Here is a 20,224-nt window from a genome sequence, read left to right as displayed (position 1 = left end):
TTGTTATCCCAGCGTGTGATGTTGTGGTTGAAGCCACTATAGCACGATGCTAGTATTTGGCAATCAAGACGTTCAGACGTCTATATAAAAATAACCTGCCTGGACAGGACAGCCAAAAGGACAACACAACATGAGTAATACCGAAATTCGCGTCGTCACCGGCCCGGCCAACTATTTTTCCCATCCCGGCAGCCTGTTAAGACTCAACGATTTTTTCTCTGCCGACCAACTTTCACGCGCCGTGTGGGTTTATGGTGAACGCGCCATCGATGCAGCCCGCCCTTACCTGCCAGAGGCTTTTCATCTTGCCGAGGCTAAACGCCTGCTGTTTACGGGACATTGCAGCGAAACCGATGTTGCTCAACTGGCAAAAGAGTCGGGAGAGGATCGCAGTGTGGTGATTGGCGTGGGAGGCGGTACATTGCTCGACACCGCTAAAGCGTTGGCCCGTCGTCTGGATCTGCCGTTTGTCGGTATTCCTACTATCGCGGCGACCTGCGCTGCCTGGACGCCACTCTCCGTCTGGTATAACGATGCGGGCCAGGCTCTACATTTCGAAATTTTCGCTGACGCGAATTTCCTCGTGCTGGTCGAACCCGAGATTGTTCTCAATGCGCCAGAAGAATACTTACTGGCGGGGATCGGCGACACGCTGGCAAAGTGGTATGAAGCCGTCGTGCTCGCACCTCAGCCGGAAACACTGCCATTGACAGTACGTCTGGGTATTCAAGCCGCGCAAACCATCCGCGATGTCCTGCTGGAAAGCAGCGAGCAGGCGCTGGCAGACAAACAACAAGGCACGCTAAGCCGCACGTTTTGCGATGTGGTGGATGCGATTATTGCCGGAGGCGGCATGGTTGGTGGTCTGGGCGAGCGCTACACCCGCGTGGCGGCGGCGCATTCTGTTCACAATGGCCTGACCGTCCTTCCACAAACTGAGAAGTTTTTACACGGCACCAAAGTGGCGTACGGCATCCTGGTGCAGAGCGCGCTGCTGGGACAAGATGATGTGCTGGCGCAGTTAATTACCGCTTATCAGCGATTCAACCTGCCAACCCGATTAGCTCAACTGGAAGTGGACATCAATAACCGCGCCGAAATCGACAAAGTGATTGCGCACACTCTGCGCCCGGTGGAGTCCATTCACGCCCTGCCGGTAACGTTAACGCCGGAGACACTGCGCGCAGCATTCGAAAAGGTAGAGTCGTTTACGGTGTGATTATGGTGCGGGTTGCCTGATGACGGCTTCGCCTTACCAGGCCTACGACGACAAATTACGCCAATACGATGTTGTAGGCCGGATAAGCGTCAGCGCCATCCGGCAAAAAATCAACAGCACTTCGCGCCACCTTTCCCGCCATATCGTGCATCCTGGCGCTCACGGAAAAATTCTTCGTAGGTCATTGGCGTCTGGTCCGGATGCGTGACGCGCATATGTTCAACATAGTTGTCGTAATCCGGCACACCTATCATTAATCGGGCGGTTTGACCTAAATACTTCCCGGCTTTGGCGAGTGTTTCAAACATAGTTTTTCCCTGTCGTACAAACGCCCTCCCCGTTCAGGAGAGGGCTGGTTGGTTAAGAGAATATTAGTGCGCACCTTTCGCCTGCGCCACGATCTCTTCGACATTCTCAGGCATCGGCTCGTACGGTGTCTCTTTCGAAGTTGGTTTGTCCTCTTTCAATGCTGCCAGCGCAGTTTTGATGGAGAACAGACCCAACACCACAACGACGACCATGAAGAAGATGGTGAGACCCGCATCCAGGCGGTTGTTAAACACCAGTTGCGTCAACTGCGACTGGGTGTACTGCGCCGGAATGTTACCGCTGTCGATCATCGCCTGGAACTTGTTGGCGATAGCCAGGAAGCCGATTTTCGCATCCGGGCTAAACGCTTTCTGCCAGCCAGCGGTCAGGGTACAAATCAGCAGCCAGGCCGTTGGCACTAGCGCCACCCATGCGTAGCGCTGGCGTTTCATCTTGAACAGCACCACAGCACAGAGCATCAACGCCATACCGGCCAGCATCTGGTTAGCGATACCAAACAGCGGCCACAGGGTATTGATACCGCCCAGAGGATCCACCACGCCCTGGTGTAAGAAGTAACCCCAGGCCAGCACACACAGCGCTGTAGCCAGCAGGTTTGCAGGCAGCGAATCGGTACGTTTCAGGCTCGGTGATACCACGCCCAGCAAGTCCTGCAGCATAAAGCGCGCGGCGCGTGTACCGGCATCTACCGCCGTCAGAATAAACAACGCTTCAAACAGAATGGCGAAGTGATACCAGAACGCCACATCCATCATGCCGCCCAGCGCGCCGTGCAGAATGTACGCCATCCCGACGGCCAGCGTAGGCGCACCACCTGCGCGAGAGATGATGGATTGCTCACCCACTTCATTGGCGATTTGATGCAGGGTGTCTGGCGTAATGGCAAAGCCCCAACTGCTGACTACCTGTGCCGCAGAAGCCACTACGTCCACCGTCCCCGCAGGAGCCAGCACCGCCATCGGGCTGTTCATCGCAAAGTACACGCCCGGATCGATGATGCACGCGGAAACCAGCGCCATAATGGCGACAAAGGATTCCATCAGCATTCCGCCGTAGCCGATAAAGCAGGCCTGCCCTTCATTCGCCAGCATCTTCGGCGTGGTACCGGAGGAGATCAGCGCATGGAAGCCAGATACCGCACCACAGGCAATGGTAATAAACAGGAACGGGAACAAGTTACCGGTCCAGACCGGGCCAGTACCGTCAACAAACTTGGTCAGCGCAGGCATGGTCAGCGTCGGACGCATGATCAAAATCCCTACCGCCAGACCAACAATGGTGCCGATTTTCAGAAAGGTAGAGAGGTAATCACGCGGGGCCAGCAGCAGCCACACCGGCAGGACGGCGGCAACAAAACCGTAGCCCACCAGCATCCACGTCAGCTGTACGCCGGTAAAGTCAAAGTACGGTGCCCAGGTCGGGCTTTCAGCCACCCAGCCGCCGGAAATAATGGCAAACACCAGGAACACCAGACCGATGACCGACACTTCGCCAATGCGGCCCGGGCGCAGATAGCGCAGATAAATCCCCATGAAGATCGCCAGCGGGATGGTGAACGCCACGGTGTAGGTTCCCCACGGACTGTGGGTCAGCGCTTTCACGACGATCATCGCCAGTACCGCGAGAATAATCACCATGATCATAAAACAGGCCACCAGCGCAATAACGCCCGCCGTTGGGCCCATCTCTTCTTTCACCAGTTCGCCAAGGGAACGACCATCGCGACGGGTAGAAACAAACAGCACCATGAAGTCCTGCACCGCACCCGCCAGTACCACCCCGGCGAGCAGCCAGATCATCCCCGGCAGATAGCCCATTTGCGCCGCCAGCACCGGTCCAACTAACGGACCCGCTCCGGCAATTGCCGCAAAATGGTGACCAAACAGCACTTTTTTATCGGTGGGAACATAATCCAGACCGTCGTTATGGCGCACGGCTGGCGTCATACGCGTCGGGTCAAGCGCCAGTACATTTTTCGCGATGTACAGGCCGTAGAAACGATAAGCGATAAGGTAGACACAGACCGACGCCACGACTATCCACAACGCGTTGATCTGTTCACCACGATTTAATGCGATATAGCCGAGGGCAAATGCTCCCATAACGGAGAGCACTGTCCAGACGAGGTACTTCCCTGATTTGTTCATAGTTGTTATCCGTTGTCCGATCCAGAGAGATGTTACATTTTGTTTCTATAACATCTTTTCTGAATTTAACAACCTGACAACCATGCAAACCCGAACTTTCACTGAGTATTTACATTGTATTGTTAACTTGATCACTTTCAACGCAGCGACAACTGAAACAATTGCGCGCTACGTGCCAACCTCTCTATGTTTTGTTCAGATCCCCCCCGGCATGATGCCGATCTTGTCGCTTAATATTCTTTATTATTAATAATGGAATTTACTAAAAATATACCTCTGACTTTCTCAGCTAATACGGTTATTAAACTTAGGACTTCAGATTATCCTGACTTTTTATGCAGTTAGTGCTTTATTTTATTTTAATCACAAAGTTCAAAGTAAAGAATATATCCACACCTCCAGTTTTAATGACAAAATCCCCACATAAAAACGAAATTAATTCAGCAAAAATTTATCAGCGCCAGATTGTTCAGGATGGCCATATACGGAAATAAATTATGAATAAATGCTATCGCATCGTCTGGAATGTCGCCAAAAATATGTTTGTAGTGACTTCCGAACTCTCACAGGGCGATCATCGGGTTCGCGCAACCGTTGCGGGCCTGGTGTTATCGGCTATTGGACTAACAGCAAACTGCGTACATGCCAGTGATTACGGCCCGCTTAGCGGTGAAACCATCAACTTAAATGATGGCGATACAGTGACGTCTGTCGATGGCACCACCGGTATCGAAAGCCTGTCCTCAGGTGGGCAAGGCGTACAGATTAATGGTAAAGCCACCATTCACGTTACCGGTGATAGCGGTTCTATTGGCGTGAAGCTTGATAACAGCGCCAGTAATAATTTAGGTAACGGTACACAGATTAACGTTACGGATACAGGAACTGCAAAATCAGCATCAACCGCGGGTCTATATATTAACAACACCAGTCCAGATACAAATATAAACGCAGAGAATATATCAATTAACACCATCAGTAAAAAAGATGCTTACGGAATTAACGTTCATACAAAAAATGCCACTCTGAACTTCGGCAGCAATAGTAACATCATTACCGATTCCCAGAATGGTAATGCGACTGGTGTCTATTTTTATGATGACAATAATACGTTAACCATGGATGGTGGATTAGTTAACGTCATCAGCGGCGCCACAGGTAAAGCTATTGGTATCGACACATACTGGACAAGCGGTACAACGCTCAATTTGGGTGATGACACCCGCATTGAATTAGTAAGCGGAACAGCTGGTGGAAGTGCGCTCTATCTCGGGGAAAACACCTTACTCAACGCGAACGGGCTAAACGTTGATTTCACCGCCTCAGAGGCAGGAACAGGTACCATTATTTATGGTATTCAGACGGGACAAAACAGCCAGATTAACCTGGGCGAGAATAGCGCAATTTCACTCTCATCCTCTGGAGGTACGGTATATGGGCTCCTTTCTGGTGCACAAAGTCATTTTACGGCAGATAGCCTTGATATCACCCTTACCACAACCTCTACCGAGCGCGCAAAAGGGACGGGCGCGGACATCAGCGGCAATGTGGATTTTGGCAATGATTCCACCATTACCGTGCACGGTTTCTCCGAAGGGTACGGGATGGTTGTTGAGGATTATTCGGCAACCACCAAAGATGATGCCATCGGAACAGTGAAGGCCAACAATCTCACCATTGACGTCACAGGCCAGAAGACGGAAGGGCTTCGAATAGAAGGTGGTGTGGTTGATTTAGGATCAGACAGCTCCATCAGCGCAAACGGGACTGCATCAACAATTTACCTGACCGGCCGAGGATACGGTGAATTCAATGCCAATAATCTGACCGTCACGACCGCGCAGTCCACTGCCCTTACACTAATCAGCAGCATGCATGCCACCGTCGCCAATATTGGCGAAGGCAGCACCATTGATGGAAGAAATACTACAAGCCACACGACCAACGGTATTGTGGCCAACACGCCCCACAACGCCCCGACAACCATAAATGTCAACGGTTCCGCAGAGCAGCGTAACACTATCTACGCGGTGAACGGCTACGGAGCTTCAGCCCAGTATAGCGGCGCGACCATCAATCTATCCAATACCGATATCATCATGAGCGGTAGTAATCCCTACGGCCTTTGGGCTATTGGCAGCGGAGATTTCACTCACGCCGGCATAATCAATGCTGAAAATCTGACGATTGATATGAGCGGCGCTAACGGCAGTGGTTACGGTGTGGTAGTGCAACAAGGCGGAATTGTGAATCTGACGGGCGATACCACCATCATCGCCAACGGCGGCGTTGCCATCTGGAATCCGAAAGTCACCTCGGGCGGGTATGTTCTACCTGGCGGGACGGTAAATGGCTCAGGGAAAATGACAATTACCGGCGACATCATTAACAGCGGTTGGGGATATATCAACCTCAGCATGGACGCGGGTTCTTATTTCGCCGGGGCAACCTCGGTTAATGAAAGCTTCAACGATCAGGGTATTGATTCCATCCTCAATCTTAACCTTGCGGACCAGAGCCAGTGGCGGGTAACAGATGACTCCACCCTCACGACACTGACCAACGCCGGAACCCTTGAGCTGGCGGCAGACCACACAGCCGGAACTTACAGCACCTTGCATGCTGACGAGGTCACGCTGAAAGAAAGCAGTATTCTCAGCGTCGATTTAAGCGCCGCGGCGCTGGCCAGTCGGTCCGCTAACCCGCTAATTACCGGCGGACAGGTTAATCCTGGCGGCGATCTACATGTTAGCAATTCGGGTAATACGCTGGATCTCAACGCGCTGACCTCAGACAATCAACTGGCAGACATCGACAAGGTTACGCTAATTGATGCCGACTCCGCAATCGTGAGCGATTTCGCTTCGATCTCAACCGATCCGGATACCCTGCCCGACTATATCGCGATTTCTGGTCTGGTTAACGCCCTTGATAATACCCAATATGAATTGGGCGTGGGGCTCAGTTGGTACGCCGGAGACTCCGCCGCGGCTTCTACGCCTGCACACGGTACGTTCACCCTGGACGCGGGCCAGACATTTACCGTCAATAGGTTACTGGAAGATACCTCATCCAACGCTACCACAGGATGGGACGGTAAAAGTTTGACCAAAAAAGGAGATGGTACGCTCACCCTTACCGCAAAGAATACCTGGAGCGGAACCACAGACATTCAGCAGGGAACGCTGTGGTTAACTGAATCGGGCGTTATCGGCGCTGAAGGCAGCAAGCAGAGCGTCAATGTCAAAGCCGGAGCCACCCTCGGCGGCAACGGGGTAATCAACGGCGCGGTGAACAACATCGGCCTGCTAAGTTTTGGTGATAGCACAACGCCAGACAGCCAGTTTATCGTTAATGGTAACGTAACCAATCAAGGTGTAATCCGCAGCAGTAGCACGACTCCCGGGAATGCATTAATCATCAACGGCGACTACACGGGTAACGGCGGTCAGCTCTCACTTAACGCCAGTTTAGGCGATGATAATTCACCAACCGACCAGCTCATTGTCTCGGGTAATGTTAACGGCAGCACCACGCTCTACATCAATAATGTGGATGGCGTGGGTGCATATACCGATCAAGGTATCGAGATTGTTGACGTCGGTGGGGTGTCATCAGATAACGCGTTTTATCTTGGCAATCAGATTCAAATCGGGCTGTATGAGTATCGTCTGTATGAAGATAACGAAAGCTGGTATTTGCGTTCCAAAGCAGAAACGCCTGACAACCCGGATGATGACGTTACACCAGTCGATCCTGACGACGGCGGCAGCGACGTGACGCCAGTCGATCCTGACGACGGCGGCAGCGACGTGACGCCAGTCGACTCTGACGATGACGGCAGCGACGTGACGCCAGTCGACCCTGACGATGGCGGCAGCGATGTGACGCCAGTCGACCCTGACGATGGCGGCAGCGATGTGACGCCAGTCGACCCAGACGACGGCGGCAGCGACGTGACGCCAGTCGATCCTGACGACGGCGGCAGCGACGTAACGCCAGTTGATCCTGACGACGGCGGCAGCGACGTGACGCCAGTTGATCCTGATGACGGCAGTAGCGACGTTACCCCATCAAATCCACAATATCGCGCCGATATAGGCGCTTATCTGGGCAACCAGTGGCTGGCGCGTAGCCTGCAGATGCAAACGCTGTTCGATCGTGAAGGGAGCCAGTACCGCTCGGCCGAAGGAAGCGTCTGGGCGCGAATGAAAGGCGGAAAAACGGACACATCTGCGGTAAACGGCAATATCGGCATGGACAGCGATTACACCCAGTTTCAGCTTGGCAGCGACATTGCGACCTGGCGCGATGATCAGCAAAGCATCACGTTTGGCCTGATGGTCAGTTACCTTGACGGCAGTACCGACAGCACCGGAAATCGCGGCGCGGATGGCAGTCAGTTTACAGCCACAGGCGATATCGACGGTTACAATCTTGGCGCGTATGCCACCTGGTTCTCTGATGCCCGGCAACATCGCGGCTGGTATGTTGATACGTGGTATCAGTATGGTTTCTACAATAACAGCGTCGAGAATGGCAATGTCGGTTCAACGCATTACGACTCCCTGGCTCACGCGATTTCGCTGGAAAGCGGTTATCGCTACGACATTAATATGAGCAGCGCTAACACAGTAAGCCTCACGCCTCAGGCGCAGGTTATCTGGCAACGCTACCAGGCAGATAGCGTTGAGACAAACGGTACACACATAGATGGGCAAAACGGTGATAGTTGGACCACACGTCTTGGTCTGCGGATTGATAGCCAGCTTTCGTTCGATGATGCTACCGTCCGACCATTCGCTGAGATTAACTGGCTGCACACCTCTGACAATCTGGCCGTATCATTTGATAACGCAACGGTAAAACAGGATCTACCAGCGGATCGCAGCGAACTAAAAGTAGGGATTCAGGCTAATCTCAATAGTCAATGGAGTATCAGCGCCCAGGCCGCAGGTCAGATAGGGAACAATGATTATCAGGACCTCAATGGTAGTCTTAATCTGCGCTATAGCTGGTAAGTGAGTAACGAAGCGCGCCTGAACGGCGCGCTTAACTTTCACCCCATCACCGCAGTGCCTAAGCGGCAGGTGCAACAGCGTCGCCCCTGCTCATCAAAGATAACAATTTCCCAGCTTTGATTTTGACGCCCAAGGTGCAGCGGCTGACAAACGCCGCGCACTTTCCCCTGCGATACCGCCCGATGATGCGTGGCGTTGAGTTCCGTCCCCACCACGCACTGCCCGTCGCGGGTCATCAGATAACCTGCCATCGAACCCAGCGTTTCCGCCAGGGCCGCGGATGCGCCGCCGTGCAGCAGGCCAAATGGCTGATGCGTGCGGCTATCCACCGGCATTTCGGCTTCCAGCACATCATCCCCCAGACGGGTGTAGACCATGCCTAAATGCGCCACCATCGTGTTCTGACTGGTGGCATTGAGTTCATCCAGCGTTAAATGACGCTTCCAGATCATCGTCATGCCCCCAGCGTGGAACCGCCGTCCACCACGATATCCTGTAACGTAATGTGGCTGGCCAGATCGGAGGCGAGGAATAAAATAGTGTTGGTGATCTCTTGCGGCCGGGCGATTTTCCCCAGCGGAATCCCGAGCTTAAACTGCTCGCCAAATCCACGAATACGCTGTTGCTCCGCGTCATCGCTAACCCACAGCGTGCGCTGCATATCGGTGTCGGTCGAGCCTGGCGACACCACATTACAGCGCACACCGCTACCCGCCAATTCAAGTCCGACGGTCAGCGCCAGACTTTTCAACGCGGCCTTTGACGCACCGTAAGCACTCATGCCGATACGCGGCGTGTGCGCCGCATCCGACGCGACGGTCACGATCGCCCCGCCCTGCTGGCGACGAAACTGCGCCATCGTCTGCTGAAACAGATTGAACGCCCCACCAACGTTAACCGCAAACGTCTGCTGCCACTCCTCAACGCTCAACGCATCGGTGGCCCCCATACGCAAAATACCTGCGGCATTGACCAACACATCCAAACGCTCGCGCGCTTTGAGGACGCGCTGGCACACTTCAGCTACCTGTCCGGCATTCGCCACATCCAGCACTTCGGTCGCAAACGGGTAGTTATCCTGAGGAAATTCGCGATCGAATCCTGTCACCTCAGCGCCAGCATTCGCAAACGCCAGCGCCGTGGTGTAGCCAATCCCTTTACCCGCGCCGGTTACCCAGACGGTTTTCCCGGCAAAATCAAATCCAGCCATTACTTCACCTCGCGGGAGAGCAGCGCCCACCATGCGTCAATGGTCGGTTTTTTCGCCAGCATCACGAAATCAATGTCACCATGAACCTTACGCCAGCGCGCCGCCAGCGCCATCATGCGCACGGAATCCAGCCCGTAGTCGATCAGGTTTTCGTCATCCATCGGCTCTTCAGACTCATCCAGCAACGGCAGAATAACGCTGCGCAACGCATCTTTACTGGTCGGGACCGGTGTCGGCAATAATTCCTGGGTCATTACCACACGCCCGGAACGTCCCGCCACGTATTTCAGCGACATCAGGTGTTCGTCACGGCTAAAGTCCGCCAGCGCATCGGCAACCATAAACGGCTTGATGTCACGCATGAAGGCGTCCGTTGCGGTGGTCATACAGCCGATATGCGCATACACCCCGGTAATGATCAGTTGATTACGCCCGGTTTCCTTGAGCATCTGTTCCAGCGGGGAACGATGAAATGCGCTATAACGCCATTTCACCAGAATGGTATCCGCTTCATCCGGCGCCAGCGCCTCAACGATCTTTTGTTGTTCCGGGGAACGCGTCAGGCCCGGTCCCCACATATCATTGAGCAGAGCGCGGTCTTCATCACTCTGTTCTTTCGGCTGAGCGGTGTAATACACCGGAATGTTATGCTCTTTGCAGTACTGGCGCAGCGCGGCGATGTTCGCGACGACCTGCTCCATCATCGGGCAGTTATCGCCCCAAAAGCCGATAAAATAATCCTGCATGTCGTGGATCAGCAGCGCGGCGCGTTCAGGGTCAAATGCCCAGTCGACTTTGTTCACCGGAACATCGAGCGCCGTTGGTAGCGCATAAGCCTGCAGTTTAGGAATTGCCATTTCTATTTCTCCTTCAGGCCAGTGAACGTGATGCCAGCCACTGACGTAATTGTTTTTTATCTACCTTCCCCACTGGAGTCAGCGGTAATGACTCAACGCACTCAACACGATCGGGTAATTTGAATTCCGCTATGCCCTGTTCGCGTAGAAAACGGCGCACCTGCACCGCGCGCAGCGGCTCTTTCACCACCAGCCAGGCACAGCTTTTCTCGCCCATCAGTTCGTCATCCATACTGACCAGCGCGGCATGGATCACCATTGGATGGCGCAGTAGCAGGTTTTCAATCTCTTCAGCGGCGATCTTCTCCCCGCCGCGATTGATCTGATCCTTTTCACGCCCCTGAACGGTGATGTAACCATCCGGATCGATAGCGATCAGATCGCCGGAACAGTAAAAGCCGTTGGCGTCAAAGGCGCTGGCATTATGCTCAGGACTTTTGAAATAACCGCGGAAGGTGTACGGACCACGCGTCATCAGGCGTCCGGTCTCTCCCTGGGCTAAGGGGTTGCCGTCAGCGTCTGCTACCCAGACTTCATCATCGGGACACATCGGGCGACCCTGGGTATTGATGATGCGCTCAGGACTGTCGTCCAGACGGGTGTAGTTCACCAGCCCTTCCGCCATGCCGAAGACCTGCTGCAACTGGCAGCCAATCTCGGCTGGAATACGTGCCGCAAGCGTGGCGGAAAGTCTCGCGCCACCGACCTGAAGCAGTTTCAGCGAAGCCAGTTGCGCATTGCTGCCCCACTCCGCAATCGCCTGCAACCACAGGCTCACCGCAGGTGGCACCAGCGCCGTGACGTTAACCTGATGCTGTTCAATCAGCGGGAAACACAGAGTGGCACTCGGGTCAGCCGCCAGCACTACAGTGCCACCGGCCAGGAATACGCCCAGCGCGCCTGGCGAACTCATGGCGTAGTTATGCGCCGCCGGGATTGCGCATAAATAACGCGTTTCCCCGGTGAAGCGGCAAATCTCATTGCTGCGACGCACGCTGTAGTAGTAATCGTTATGAGTGCGAGGAATCAGCTTTGGCGTCCCGGTCGTCCCCCCAGAAAGCTGGAAGTACGCCACCTCATCAGCAGGCGATGGCGTAGCAGTAAAATCTGTCGCAGGCTGGTTTATCGCCGTTTGCAGATTATGTTCACCTTCATCGTTGCGCAGTTGCACCACGCGCACTGAATTGTGTTCGGCCACAAAAGCGTTAAGAAAATCGTCGCCGCTAAACAGCGTATGCTGGCGATCGGCAATCAGCAGTGCCGGCTCAATCTGTTTGGCATAGGCGTTAAGTTCGTTACGCTGATGGCTGAACAGCGCCAGCACCGGAGCTACGCCCAGCTTGAGCAGCGCAAAGAAGGTGATATACAGCTCAGCCACATTGCCCAGTTGTACTAGCGCGGTTTCGCCGGGTTTGATCCCCTGGCGACGCAAACTGCAGGCAAGATTGTCAGCAGCCTGATTCAGTTGGCGATAGCTCAGATGGCGTTCACCATCAATTACCGCCGTATGCTCGCTGTCGGCGTGACGGGTCAGAATGTCGGTCAGCGGCAAATCCTGCCAGTAACCTTTTTCACGATAGCGGCGGGCAAACTCTTCCGGCCAGCGGGTGAAAGGAATACTCATTATTGCTCCTTAAAACCAGTCCACAAGGCTCTTAGTGCAGTCCAAAAACATTCAACATCGTGGAGAGCTTAGCCCCCGTTTCGCGCCATTCCGCAACCGGGGAAGAGGCTGGAACAATTCCTGCTCCGGCAAAGAAACGTACCTGATTGCGCAGCAGCTTCGCACAGCGGATCGTCACTACCCACTCACCGTTACCTTCGGCATCACACCAGCCAACAATGCCACCGAACAATTCGCGATCGAACGGCTCCAGCTCGGCGATAAGCTTGCGCGCAACCTGATGTGGGAAGCCGCTCAGCGCAGGCGTCGGATGCAGTAGGCACGCCAGCGTCAGGGCGTTTTCCTGCGGGTTAGCTTTACCTTCAAACGGCGTGCCGAGGTGCCAGAGCGTCGGCGTGGTAACCAGCTGCGGAGAAGAAGGCAGTTGCAGTTCACGGCTGCGATCGCGCAATACCGTTTTCATCGCTTGCGTCACCAGTTCGTGCTCGTGGCGGTCCTTCTCAGACGCCAGCAGGCGGATCCCTGCTTCGCGATCCAGCACATCATCAGGCTGACGACGTGCAGAGCCCGCCAGCGGCAGAGAACTGAAACGATCGCCTTCTTTGCGCAGTAACAGTTCCGGGCTGGCACCAATCAATACGCCGCCGTCTTCAATCGGTACATGGAAGTTGTAGCTCGCCGGGTTTTGCGCCACCAGACGCTCCAGCAGCGCACTGCTGTCAATGTTGGCATCGGCGGTGATATCGATCAGGCGTGACAACACCACTTTGTCGACTTCCGGAGTGGACGTCAGCGCAGCCGCCCGGGCGACCATATCTTCAAAAAAGTCCTGTTCCGGGATCGATTTACGTTCAACGACGTTCAGCGACTGATGCGCGGTAAAGTAACGTGATGATTGCTGCTTCGCCGTACGAGAGAAGCTCTGCCATGATTGGGGAATAAACAGCGATGATGGCTGGCGGGTATCAAAGGGAATCGCCCCGACCATGACAGGGTTCGCGATGCCTTGCGATTTGGCATCAGCAAACAGTGCGTTCATTTTTTGTTGGAAAGGGCTGTCTGGCGAATCGCCATCAATTGCCGGTTCCGCATAGCGGGCGAAGCATCCTGACGTCGTAAAACTACGGTACGGCGACATAAAGAAAAAACTGTCGGGAGCGAGCGTCGGCATAGTCTGCGTTTTTTCCTCGGCCAGTGACGTATCCATATCATCCTCCAAAAATGATAAAGGCTCTAATAATGATTATCATTTATATTTTCGGTCGCTAACCTAAAAGTAAAGCGGCGGTATGTCAACTCTTGTGGTAGCACAATGTGCGACTTTGGCTTGCATCCTTGCTCGCTAACAATGAAAATGAGAAGCATTACTTATACTGATAACAGGAAGCCGATTCGTGAGTCTCCCCTCTTTTTGCCGCACCGTGCTCTTACTGGCAGGTTTATCTCTTTCAGGAATTTCTTCAGGTCACGCCGCCGACTGGCCGCGTCAGGTTACTGACAGCCGCGGCACGCATACGCTTGAGCATAAGCCGCAGCGAATTGTATCCACCAGCGTGACCCTCACCGGCTCGCTGCTGGCGATTGATGCCCCGGTCATTGCCAGCGGTGCCACTACTCCGAACAATCGCATCGGCGATGCGCAGGGCTTTTTACGCCAGTGGAGCGAAGTGGCAAAAGAACGCAAACTGAGCCGCCTGTATATCGGCGAACCGAGCGCCGAAGCCGTCGCAGCTCAAATGCCGGATCTGATTCTCGTAAGCGCCACTGGGGGAGATTCTGCCCTCGCGCTATACGATCAGCTGTCCACCATTGCGCCAACGCTCATCATTAATTACGACGATAAAAGCTGGCAGTCGCTGCTGACCCAGTTAGGTGAAATTACCGGTCAGGAGCAACAGGCAGTTGCGCGAATTGCCGAGTTTGATAAGCAACTTCAGGCGGTTAAGCAACATATTACCCTGCCACCACAGCCGGTCAGCGCGCTGGTATATACCGCAGCGGCGCACAGCGCCAACCTGTGGACGCCTGAGTCAGCGCAAGGCAAGCTGATGGAGCAGTTAGGGTTCACGCTGGCAACGCTGCCTGCCAACTTGCACACCAGCCAGAGTCAGGGCAAACGCCACGATATCATCCAGCTTGGCGGTGAGAACCTGGCGGCAGGCCTGAACGGCGAAGCGCTGTTCCTGTTTGCTGGCGACAGCAAAGATGCCGACGCTATTTACGCCAATCCGCTTCTGGCGCATCTGCCAGCCGTGCAGAATAAACGCGTTTACGCCCTGGGTACGGAAACCTTCCGTCTCGACTACTACAGCGCCACGCTGCTGCTGCAACGTCTGTCAGCTCTCTTTTAATGGTCAGCGCCGGATGCGGCTCACGCCTTATCCGGCCTACAACCTTAGAGCACAACACGATCAGACATTCACGGGGACCTGCCGGAATCGGCGTACTTCTCCCAACAACAGCAGCAGTAGCAGACCGACAATCACCAGCCCGAATCCACTCACGCTTGCCGAAGCAACCGGCGTCATCATCGCGCCCAGACCACCTAACAACGCCGCGCCAATCGCATCGCCGGTGACGTTTTGCGCCGTCCACAAACCGTTAATTCGTCCGAGCATCGCTTCCGGCGTCTGCGTTTGTAACAGGGTGTACTGCAACAAAGAGCTGACCGCGCTCAACCAGCCAAACAGCGCCAGACAAACCACACCAAGCTGCCAGACGGGCATCAAACCAAACAAGCCGATAGCCAGAAATGAAGCCACGGTCGATGCCAGCATAATCAGTCCCGGGCGAACGCTGTGCGCCAGTTGTCCGCTAGTCAATGCGCCCACGGCTGCCCCTAGCGGAATAGCCGCATACAACAGGCCAATTTGCGCACTCGACATGTGCCAGTTAATCGCCAACGCCGGATACAGCACACGCACGGCGCTCGCCATGGTTAACAGACCACCGAGCAGCGCAATGCCGCCAATCAGCGGGCTGGCAAGCAGAAAGCGGAATGCCGCCAGCAGCGATTTCAGCGGATGCTCGCGCGGCTGCGGCGGAGGCGGCAACGCAGGAAGGCTCAGCAACGGTAGTAAGGTAATGAAGGTTCCCGCCGCCGCCAGTCCGTAGTTCCAGGCCACGCCGCCAGTCGCGAGCAGCACCCCGCCAAGCATCGGTGAAATTACCGATCCCAGACGCACCGTCAGCATGGTAATCGCCCCAGCCTGCATCAAATTCTCGCGCCCAACCAGCGCTGGCGTCGCAGCCAGCAATGCGGTCACGCCCAGAGAGGCAAAGAAACCGTCCCATAAGCCAAGCAGATAAATCGCCAGCAACGACGGTTCGGGCAGCAGCGCATTCAGACACAGGCCAATAAAGCCAATACCACAGGTTCCACGCGCCAGCAGGATCACTTTTTTACGCTCATAGCGGTCGGCCAGCACTCCGCCCACCATCAGGCCAATAAACATTGCGCTACCGGTCAACGTCACCGACAACCCCACCTGCCAGGTCGACTGGGTCATCATCTGGATCTGTACCGGAACCGCCACGCCGAGTAGCCCCAGAGAGACAATGGAAATAAAACGGGCGAGGAAGACAGCGCGAAATGCTGGGTGGGTCTTTAACAGGCTGAGATTGAGCAGCCAGGATTGTCGATTCATTACAGAGCCTTACCAGGTACTTTTTCAATATCCATTCGATGGCTGCACATGCTAACATATCCAAATAAGATCGATAACGATAATTACTATCATTATCAGGGAAGTTGATATGTCATGCTCTGTTTCCGCGACACGTGCCTTCGCCGTGCCCGGACTATTGTTATTACTTGTTCTCACCACGGTATTAAGTCTGGTTATTGGCGCCAAGTCGCTACCTGCCTCCGTGGTGCTGGATGCGCTCACCGGCAGTTGTCAAAGTGCTGATTGCACCATCGTGCTGGACGCGCGCCTGCCGCGCACGCTGGCGGGGCTGCTCGCCGGTGGCGCGCTGGGCCTGGCTGGCGCACTTATGCAAACGCTCACGCGTAACCCTCTCGCCGATCCCGGCATTCTGGGTGTCAACTCCGGCGCCAGCTTCGCTATTGTGCTGGGGGCCGCGCTGTTCGGCTTTTCCTCTGCGCAAGAGCAGCTGCTGATGGCCTTTTGCGGTGCGCTGGCTGCGTCGCTGATCGTAGCTTTTACCGGCAGTCAGGGCGGCGGGCAGTTAAGCCCGGTGCGTCTGACGCTGGCGGGCGTTGCGCTGGGCGCGGTGCTGGAAGGATTATCCACCGGCATCGCCCTGCTCAACCCGGACGTTTACGATCAGCTGCGTTTCTGGCAGGCCGGTTCACTGGATATCCGCAGCCTGCAAACGCTGAAGGTTGTGCTGGTACCGGTACTGATTGCCGCGGCTGTCGCACTGTTCCTCAGTCGCGCCCTGAATAGCTTGAGCCTCGGCAGCGACACCGCTACCGCGCTTGGCAGTAAAGTCGCTCGCACGCAGTTTATTGGCCTGCTGGTTATTACCGTACTGTGCGGCAGTGCGACCGCGATTGTCGGTCCTATCGCCTTTATCGGCCTGATGATGCCGCACATGGCACGCTGGCTGGTGGGGGCGGATCACCGCTGGTCACTGCCCGTAACCCTACTGGCAACGCCTTCTCTGTTACTGATTGCCGATATAATCGGTCGCCTGATTGTCCCCGGCGAGCTGCGCGTGTCGGTAGTCAGTGCGTTTATCGGTGCACCGGTGCTTATCTTTCTGGTACGCCGTAAATCGCGCGGAGGTGGAGCATGATGCACCTCTCCCGCCGCCTGATAATCAGCAGCCTGCTGCTGGTTGCAGGTTGTCTCGTCATGGGTTTGTGGAGCCTGCGTAGCGGCGTTGTTACGCTGGAAACCCAGCAAATTATTGCCGCCCTGCTCGGCGATGCGCCGCGCAGTATTACGCTGGTGGTGACCGAATGGCGTTTGCCACGCGTGCTCATGGCGCTATTGATTGGCGCAGCGCTCGGCGTGAGCGGCGCAATATTCCAGTCGCTGATGCGCAACCCGCTGGGCAGCCCGGATGTGATGGGTTTCAACACCGGGGCCTGGAGCGGTGTGCTGGTGGCAATGGTGCTGTTCGGACAGCATCTCACCGCTATCGCGCTGGCAGCCATGCTGGGTGGGATCCTGACTTCTCTGGTGGTCTGGGCGCTCGCCTGGCGCAATGGTATCGACACCTTCCGGCTGATTATTATCGGTATCGGCATTCGCGCCATGCTGGTGGCGTTCAACACCTGGCTGCTGCTGAAAGCATCATTAGAAACCGCGCTGACGGCTGGGCTGTGGAACGCCGGATCGCTCAATGGCCTGACCTGGGCCAAAACCTGGCCGTCTGCCCCGCTGATTATCATCATGCTGGTATGCGCCGCGCTGCTGGTACGCCGGATGCGCTTACTGGAAATGGGTGATGACAGCGCCTGTGCGCTTGGCGTCAGCGTTGAGCGTTCACGTCTAATGATGATGCTGGTTGCGGTGGTACTAACCGCTGCCGCCACCGCGCTGGCCGGTCCTATCTCGTTTATTGCTCTTGTCGCGCCGCATATCGCGCGACGTATAAGCGGTACATCGCGCTGGGGATTAACCCTGTCGGCGCTGTGCGGCGCGTTGCTGTTGCTGATGGCGGATTTATGCGCCCAACAGCTGTTTATGCCTTATCAGCTTCCGGTGGGCGTTGTTACCGTAAGCCTCGGCGGTATTTATCTTATCGTCTTGTTAATTCAGGAGTCCCGCAAAAAATGATCGAATCAGTAGCCCGTTTGCGTGGCGACCAGTTAACGCTGGGTTATGGCAAATTTACCGTGGCGGAAAACCTCAATGTGTCGATTCCCAACGGCCATTTCACCGCGATTATCGGGCCAAACGGCTGCGGGAAATCAACATTACTGCGCACGCTGAGTCGTCTGATGACGCCCGCGCACGGCAAGGTCTGGCTCGACGGCGAGCATATTCAGCACTATGCCAGCAAAGAAGTCGCCCGTAGAATAGGTTTGCTGGCGCAAAACGCCACCACGCCGGGGGATATTACGGTACAGGAGCTGGTTGCCCGCGGACGCTACCCGCACCAGCCGCTGTTTACCCGCTGGCGGCAAGAGGATGAAATTGCGGTCTCAAACGCCATGCAGGCGACGGGTATCACCCACCTGGCATCACAAAGTGTGGATACCCTTTCCGGCGGACAACGTCAGCGTGCATGGATTGCGATGGTGCTGGCGCAGGAAACGTCGATTATGCTGCTCGATGAACCCACCACCTGGCTGGATATCAGCCATCAGATCGATCTGCTGGAACTGCTGAGTGAGCTAAATCGGGAAAAAGGCTACACGCTGGCCGCCGTTTTGCACGACCTGAATCAGGCCTGTCGCTATGCAACACATCTGATCGCGCTGCGTGACGGAAAAATTATTGCCGAGGGTGCACCGAAGGAGATCGTCACCGCGCAGCTTATTGAAAAAATCTATGGACTGCGCTGTATGATTATCGACGATCCGGTTGCCGGAACACCGTTGGTGGTGCCGCTTGGACGCAACAAATAACACGCGTTACAGTATGGCGGCCAGCTTGCCGCCATACGACAATTCATCACACCAGTTGCTGATCAATAAACGTCATTTTTTGCTTACGCGACATCATGGCATGGTTCAACAGAACACCACCACACGCCACCATTCCCCCCAGTAATGCGGCCAGAATAACGATCATTGATTTAGCCGGACCATCTTTTTTCACCGGCAGCGAAGGTGAAAGTTGATATTTAAACGGTGTGAATTTTACGTCGCTCACATTCATCGCTAACAGCTGCTCAACGTGATATTGGCGATTACGTAATTCCCCATTAATTTCAGCAACATCCGTTACTGATTTTTCTATTTCTAATTTACGTTCGATGCCGTCAGCACCCAGTGAAATAGAGAAATCGGGGTCATCCTTCACGGCCTGGCCATTACTGTAGACCGGCTTTTTAATCCCGGCAGCATTGGCAATCTCCAGCGAGTAGTTCAGTCGCTGGATATTTGCTTCCAGCTGGTTTTTGAGCCTGACGCGATCCATCTCCAGTCTCTCTTTTTCATAACTGGTTTTGATGGACAATTTATTGCGAATATCTTCCAACGTTTCTTTCACCACAAGGGCAGAAATATACTGGATATATCCCTTCAGCACTGACTGGGCTTCTTCGGCCTGAGGTGCGGTAAAACTCAGCGTCCATGAGGTATACAGCGAAGTTTCGTTCTTCTTACCCAGGTTAGTATCAACCGCTTTCATTTTCTCACTGAGCCTGACAATTGCCTGATGCAACTCCATTTCGTCGATATCAGCACCTTTCAATTGATCCATTACGTAAGGCGAAGAGCGCAGATATTCTTCTAACAATGAAGGCGACTGGAATTTTTTGATAAACAGGTTAAACACATCACCACTGCTAACGCTAATATCCATATCCAGCACGCGCAATTTGGTCAGCGTATTCTCGAGTCCCTGCCATTGAACCGCTTCCGCTGGCGTCACGATGGCCTGACTGGTCCATTTTTGTGGCAGCAGAAAAGAGACCAGAATACCCACACAGGCAAAGGCGAAAACGGTCGCTATAATTTTCGTTCTTGCGTGCCATAAGGTTTCGATTAGATTCACTAAATCGATTTCATTTGCGTTTGCCGTTGGCTGAGGATACCCAGTAAATTCCGAAACGTTATCTTGCTTTATATTTAATGATGACATGTTGCGTGACCTGAAAACTTTCCTAAAAGAAAAACATTCCTGTGGGAGAAGTCTACCAGTTAGTCAGAATTATCCGAAACATTCTTTGT

The 20,224-nt window shown here is 54.5% G+C and carries 15 protein-coding genes; 6 read left to right on the top strand and 9 right to left on the bottom strand.

The genetic code is table 11. The features are described 5' to 3' along the window. Positions 1-130: 130 nt before the first annotated feature. A complete protein-coding gene (locus OGY71_RS18440) occupies positions 131-1,219 on the top strand; it encodes an oxidoreductase (protein ID WP_003831202.1) in 1,089 nt (362 codons plus the stop codon). A 110-nt stretch (positions 1,220-1,329) separates the two neighbouring features. Here the strand turns inward: OGY71_RS18440 and OGY71_RS18435 are convergent, their stop codons facing one another. After that, positions 1,330-1,527 carry a YbdD/YjiX family protein gene (locus OGY71_RS18435; protein ID WP_003022064.1) on the bottom strand — a complete coding sequence of 66 codons (198 nt, stop codon included), beginning with the start codon at positions 1,525-1,527 and terminating at the stop codon, positions 1,330-1,332. A gap of 63 nt (positions 1,528-1,590) precedes the next feature. Continuing rightward, a complete protein-coding gene (cstA, locus tag OGY71_RS18430) occupies positions 1,591-3,696 on the bottom strand; it encodes a pyruvate/proton symporter CstA (protein WP_008784063.1) in 2,106 nt (701 codons plus the stop codon). Between the two features lie 497 nt (positions 3,697-4,193). Between cstA and OGY71_RS18425 the strand changes: the two genes are divergently transcribed. Continuing rightward, complete coding sequence (locus tag OGY71_RS18425) at positions 4,194-8,717, top strand: autotransporter outer membrane beta-barrel domain-containing protein (RefSeq protein ID WP_286613532.1); 4,524 nt, start codon at positions 4,194-4,196, stop codon at positions 8,715-8,717. A gap of 38 nt (positions 8,718-8,755) precedes the next feature. Here the strand turns inward: OGY71_RS18425 and entH are convergent, their stop codons facing one another. From entH to entC, 5 genes are read right to left on the bottom strand one after another with little or no spacing between them, the layout of a single operon-like run. Continuing rightward, entirely contained in the window at positions 8,756-9,169 is a 414-nt protein-coding gene (gene entH / locus OGY71_RS18420) for a proofreading thioesterase EntH (RefSeq protein ID WP_003022055.1), read from the bottom strand. Between the two features lie 2 nt (positions 9,170-9,171). After that, positions 9,172-9,927 (bottom strand): 2,3-dihydro-2,3-dihydroxybenzoate dehydrogenase EntA, encoded by a 756-nt coding sequence (gene entA, locus OGY71_RS18415; RefSeq protein ID WP_063940724.1) that lies wholly within the window; start codon positions 9,925-9,927, stop codon positions 9,172-9,174. Then, positions 9,927-10,784, bottom strand: a complete 858-nt coding sequence (locus OGY71_RS18410; protein ID WP_003831197.1) for an isochorismatase — start codon at positions 10,782-10,784, stop codon at positions 9,927-9,929. Before OGY71_RS18410 ends, entA begins: the two co-directional genes overlap by 1 nt. 13 nt (positions 10,785-10,797) lie before the next feature. Then, on the bottom strand, positions 10,798-12,408 hold the full coding sequence (gene entE, locus OGY71_RS18405) for a (2,3-dihydroxybenzoyl)adenylate synthase EntE (RefSeq protein WP_003831196.1): 1,611 nt from the start codon (positions 12,406-12,408) through the stop codon (positions 10,798-10,800). Positions 12,409-12,439: 31 nt separating this feature from the next. Continuing rightward, complete coding sequence (entC, locus tag OGY71_RS18400; protein ID WP_286613531.1) at positions 12,440-13,615, bottom strand: isochorismate synthase EntC; 1,176 nt, start codon at positions 13,613-13,615, stop codon at positions 12,440-12,442. 187 nt (positions 13,616-13,802) lie between these two features. On the opposite strand from entC, the gene fepB reads away from it, so the two are divergent. Beyond that, positions 13,803-14,759 (top strand): Fe2+-enterobactin ABC transporter substrate-binding protein, encoded by a 957-nt coding sequence (fepB, locus tag OGY71_RS18395; RefSeq protein ID WP_003831194.1) that lies wholly within the window; start codon positions 13,803-13,805, stop codon positions 14,757-14,759. A 60-nt stretch (positions 14,760-14,819) separates the two neighbouring features. Here the strand turns inward: fepB and entS are convergent, their stop codons facing one another. After that, a complete protein-coding gene (entS, locus tag OGY71_RS18390) occupies positions 14,820-16,055 on the bottom strand; it encodes an enterobactin transporter EntS (protein WP_003831193.1) in 1,236 nt (411 codons plus the stop codon). 109 nt (positions 16,056-16,164) lie between these two features. On the opposite strand from entS, the gene fepD reads away from it, so the two are divergent. Genes fepD through fepC form a run of 3 tightly spaced genes read left to right on the top strand, consistent with a single transcriptional unit; the run spans position 16,165 to position 18,955 of the window. Continuing rightward, complete coding sequence (gene fepD / locus OGY71_RS18385; RefSeq protein ID WP_003831192.1) at positions 16,165-17,172, top strand: Fe(3+)-siderophore ABC transporter permease; 1,008 nt, start codon at positions 16,165-16,167, stop codon at positions 17,170-17,172. Beyond that, positions 17,169-18,161: an iron-enterobactin ABC transporter permease gene (gene fepG, locus OGY71_RS18380; RefSeq protein WP_166465318.1), complete on the top strand. Its 993-nt coding sequence runs from the start codon at positions 17,169-17,171 to the stop codon at positions 18,159-18,161. Before fepD ends, fepG begins: the two co-directional genes overlap by 4 nt. Further along, a complete protein-coding gene (gene fepC / locus OGY71_RS18375; protein ID WP_003831189.1) occupies positions 18,158-18,955 on the top strand; it encodes an iron-enterobactin ABC transporter ATP-binding protein in 798 nt (265 codons plus the stop codon). The genes fepG and fepC overlap by 4 nt, the downstream gene beginning before the upstream one ends. Before the next feature lie 46 nt (positions 18,956-19,001). On the opposite strand, the gene wzz(fepE) is transcribed toward fepC, so the two are convergent. Further along, positions 19,002-20,135 carry an LPS O-antigen length regulator Wzz(fepE) gene (wzz(fepE), locus tag OGY71_RS18370; RefSeq protein WP_191221728.1) on the bottom strand — a complete coding sequence of 378 codons (1,134 nt, stop codon included), beginning with the start codon at positions 20,133-20,135 and terminating at the stop codon, positions 19,002-19,004. Positions 20,136-20,224 lie beyond the last annotated feature (89 nt).

It is taken from the genome of Citrobacter sp. Cpo109, from assembly GCF_030332565.1.
Lineage (GTDB): Bacteria > Pseudomonadota > Gammaproteobacteria > Enterobacterales > Enterobacteriaceae > Citrobacter > Citrobacter portucalensis.
This window is presented reverse-complemented; position numbering and strand designations above follow the sequence as displayed.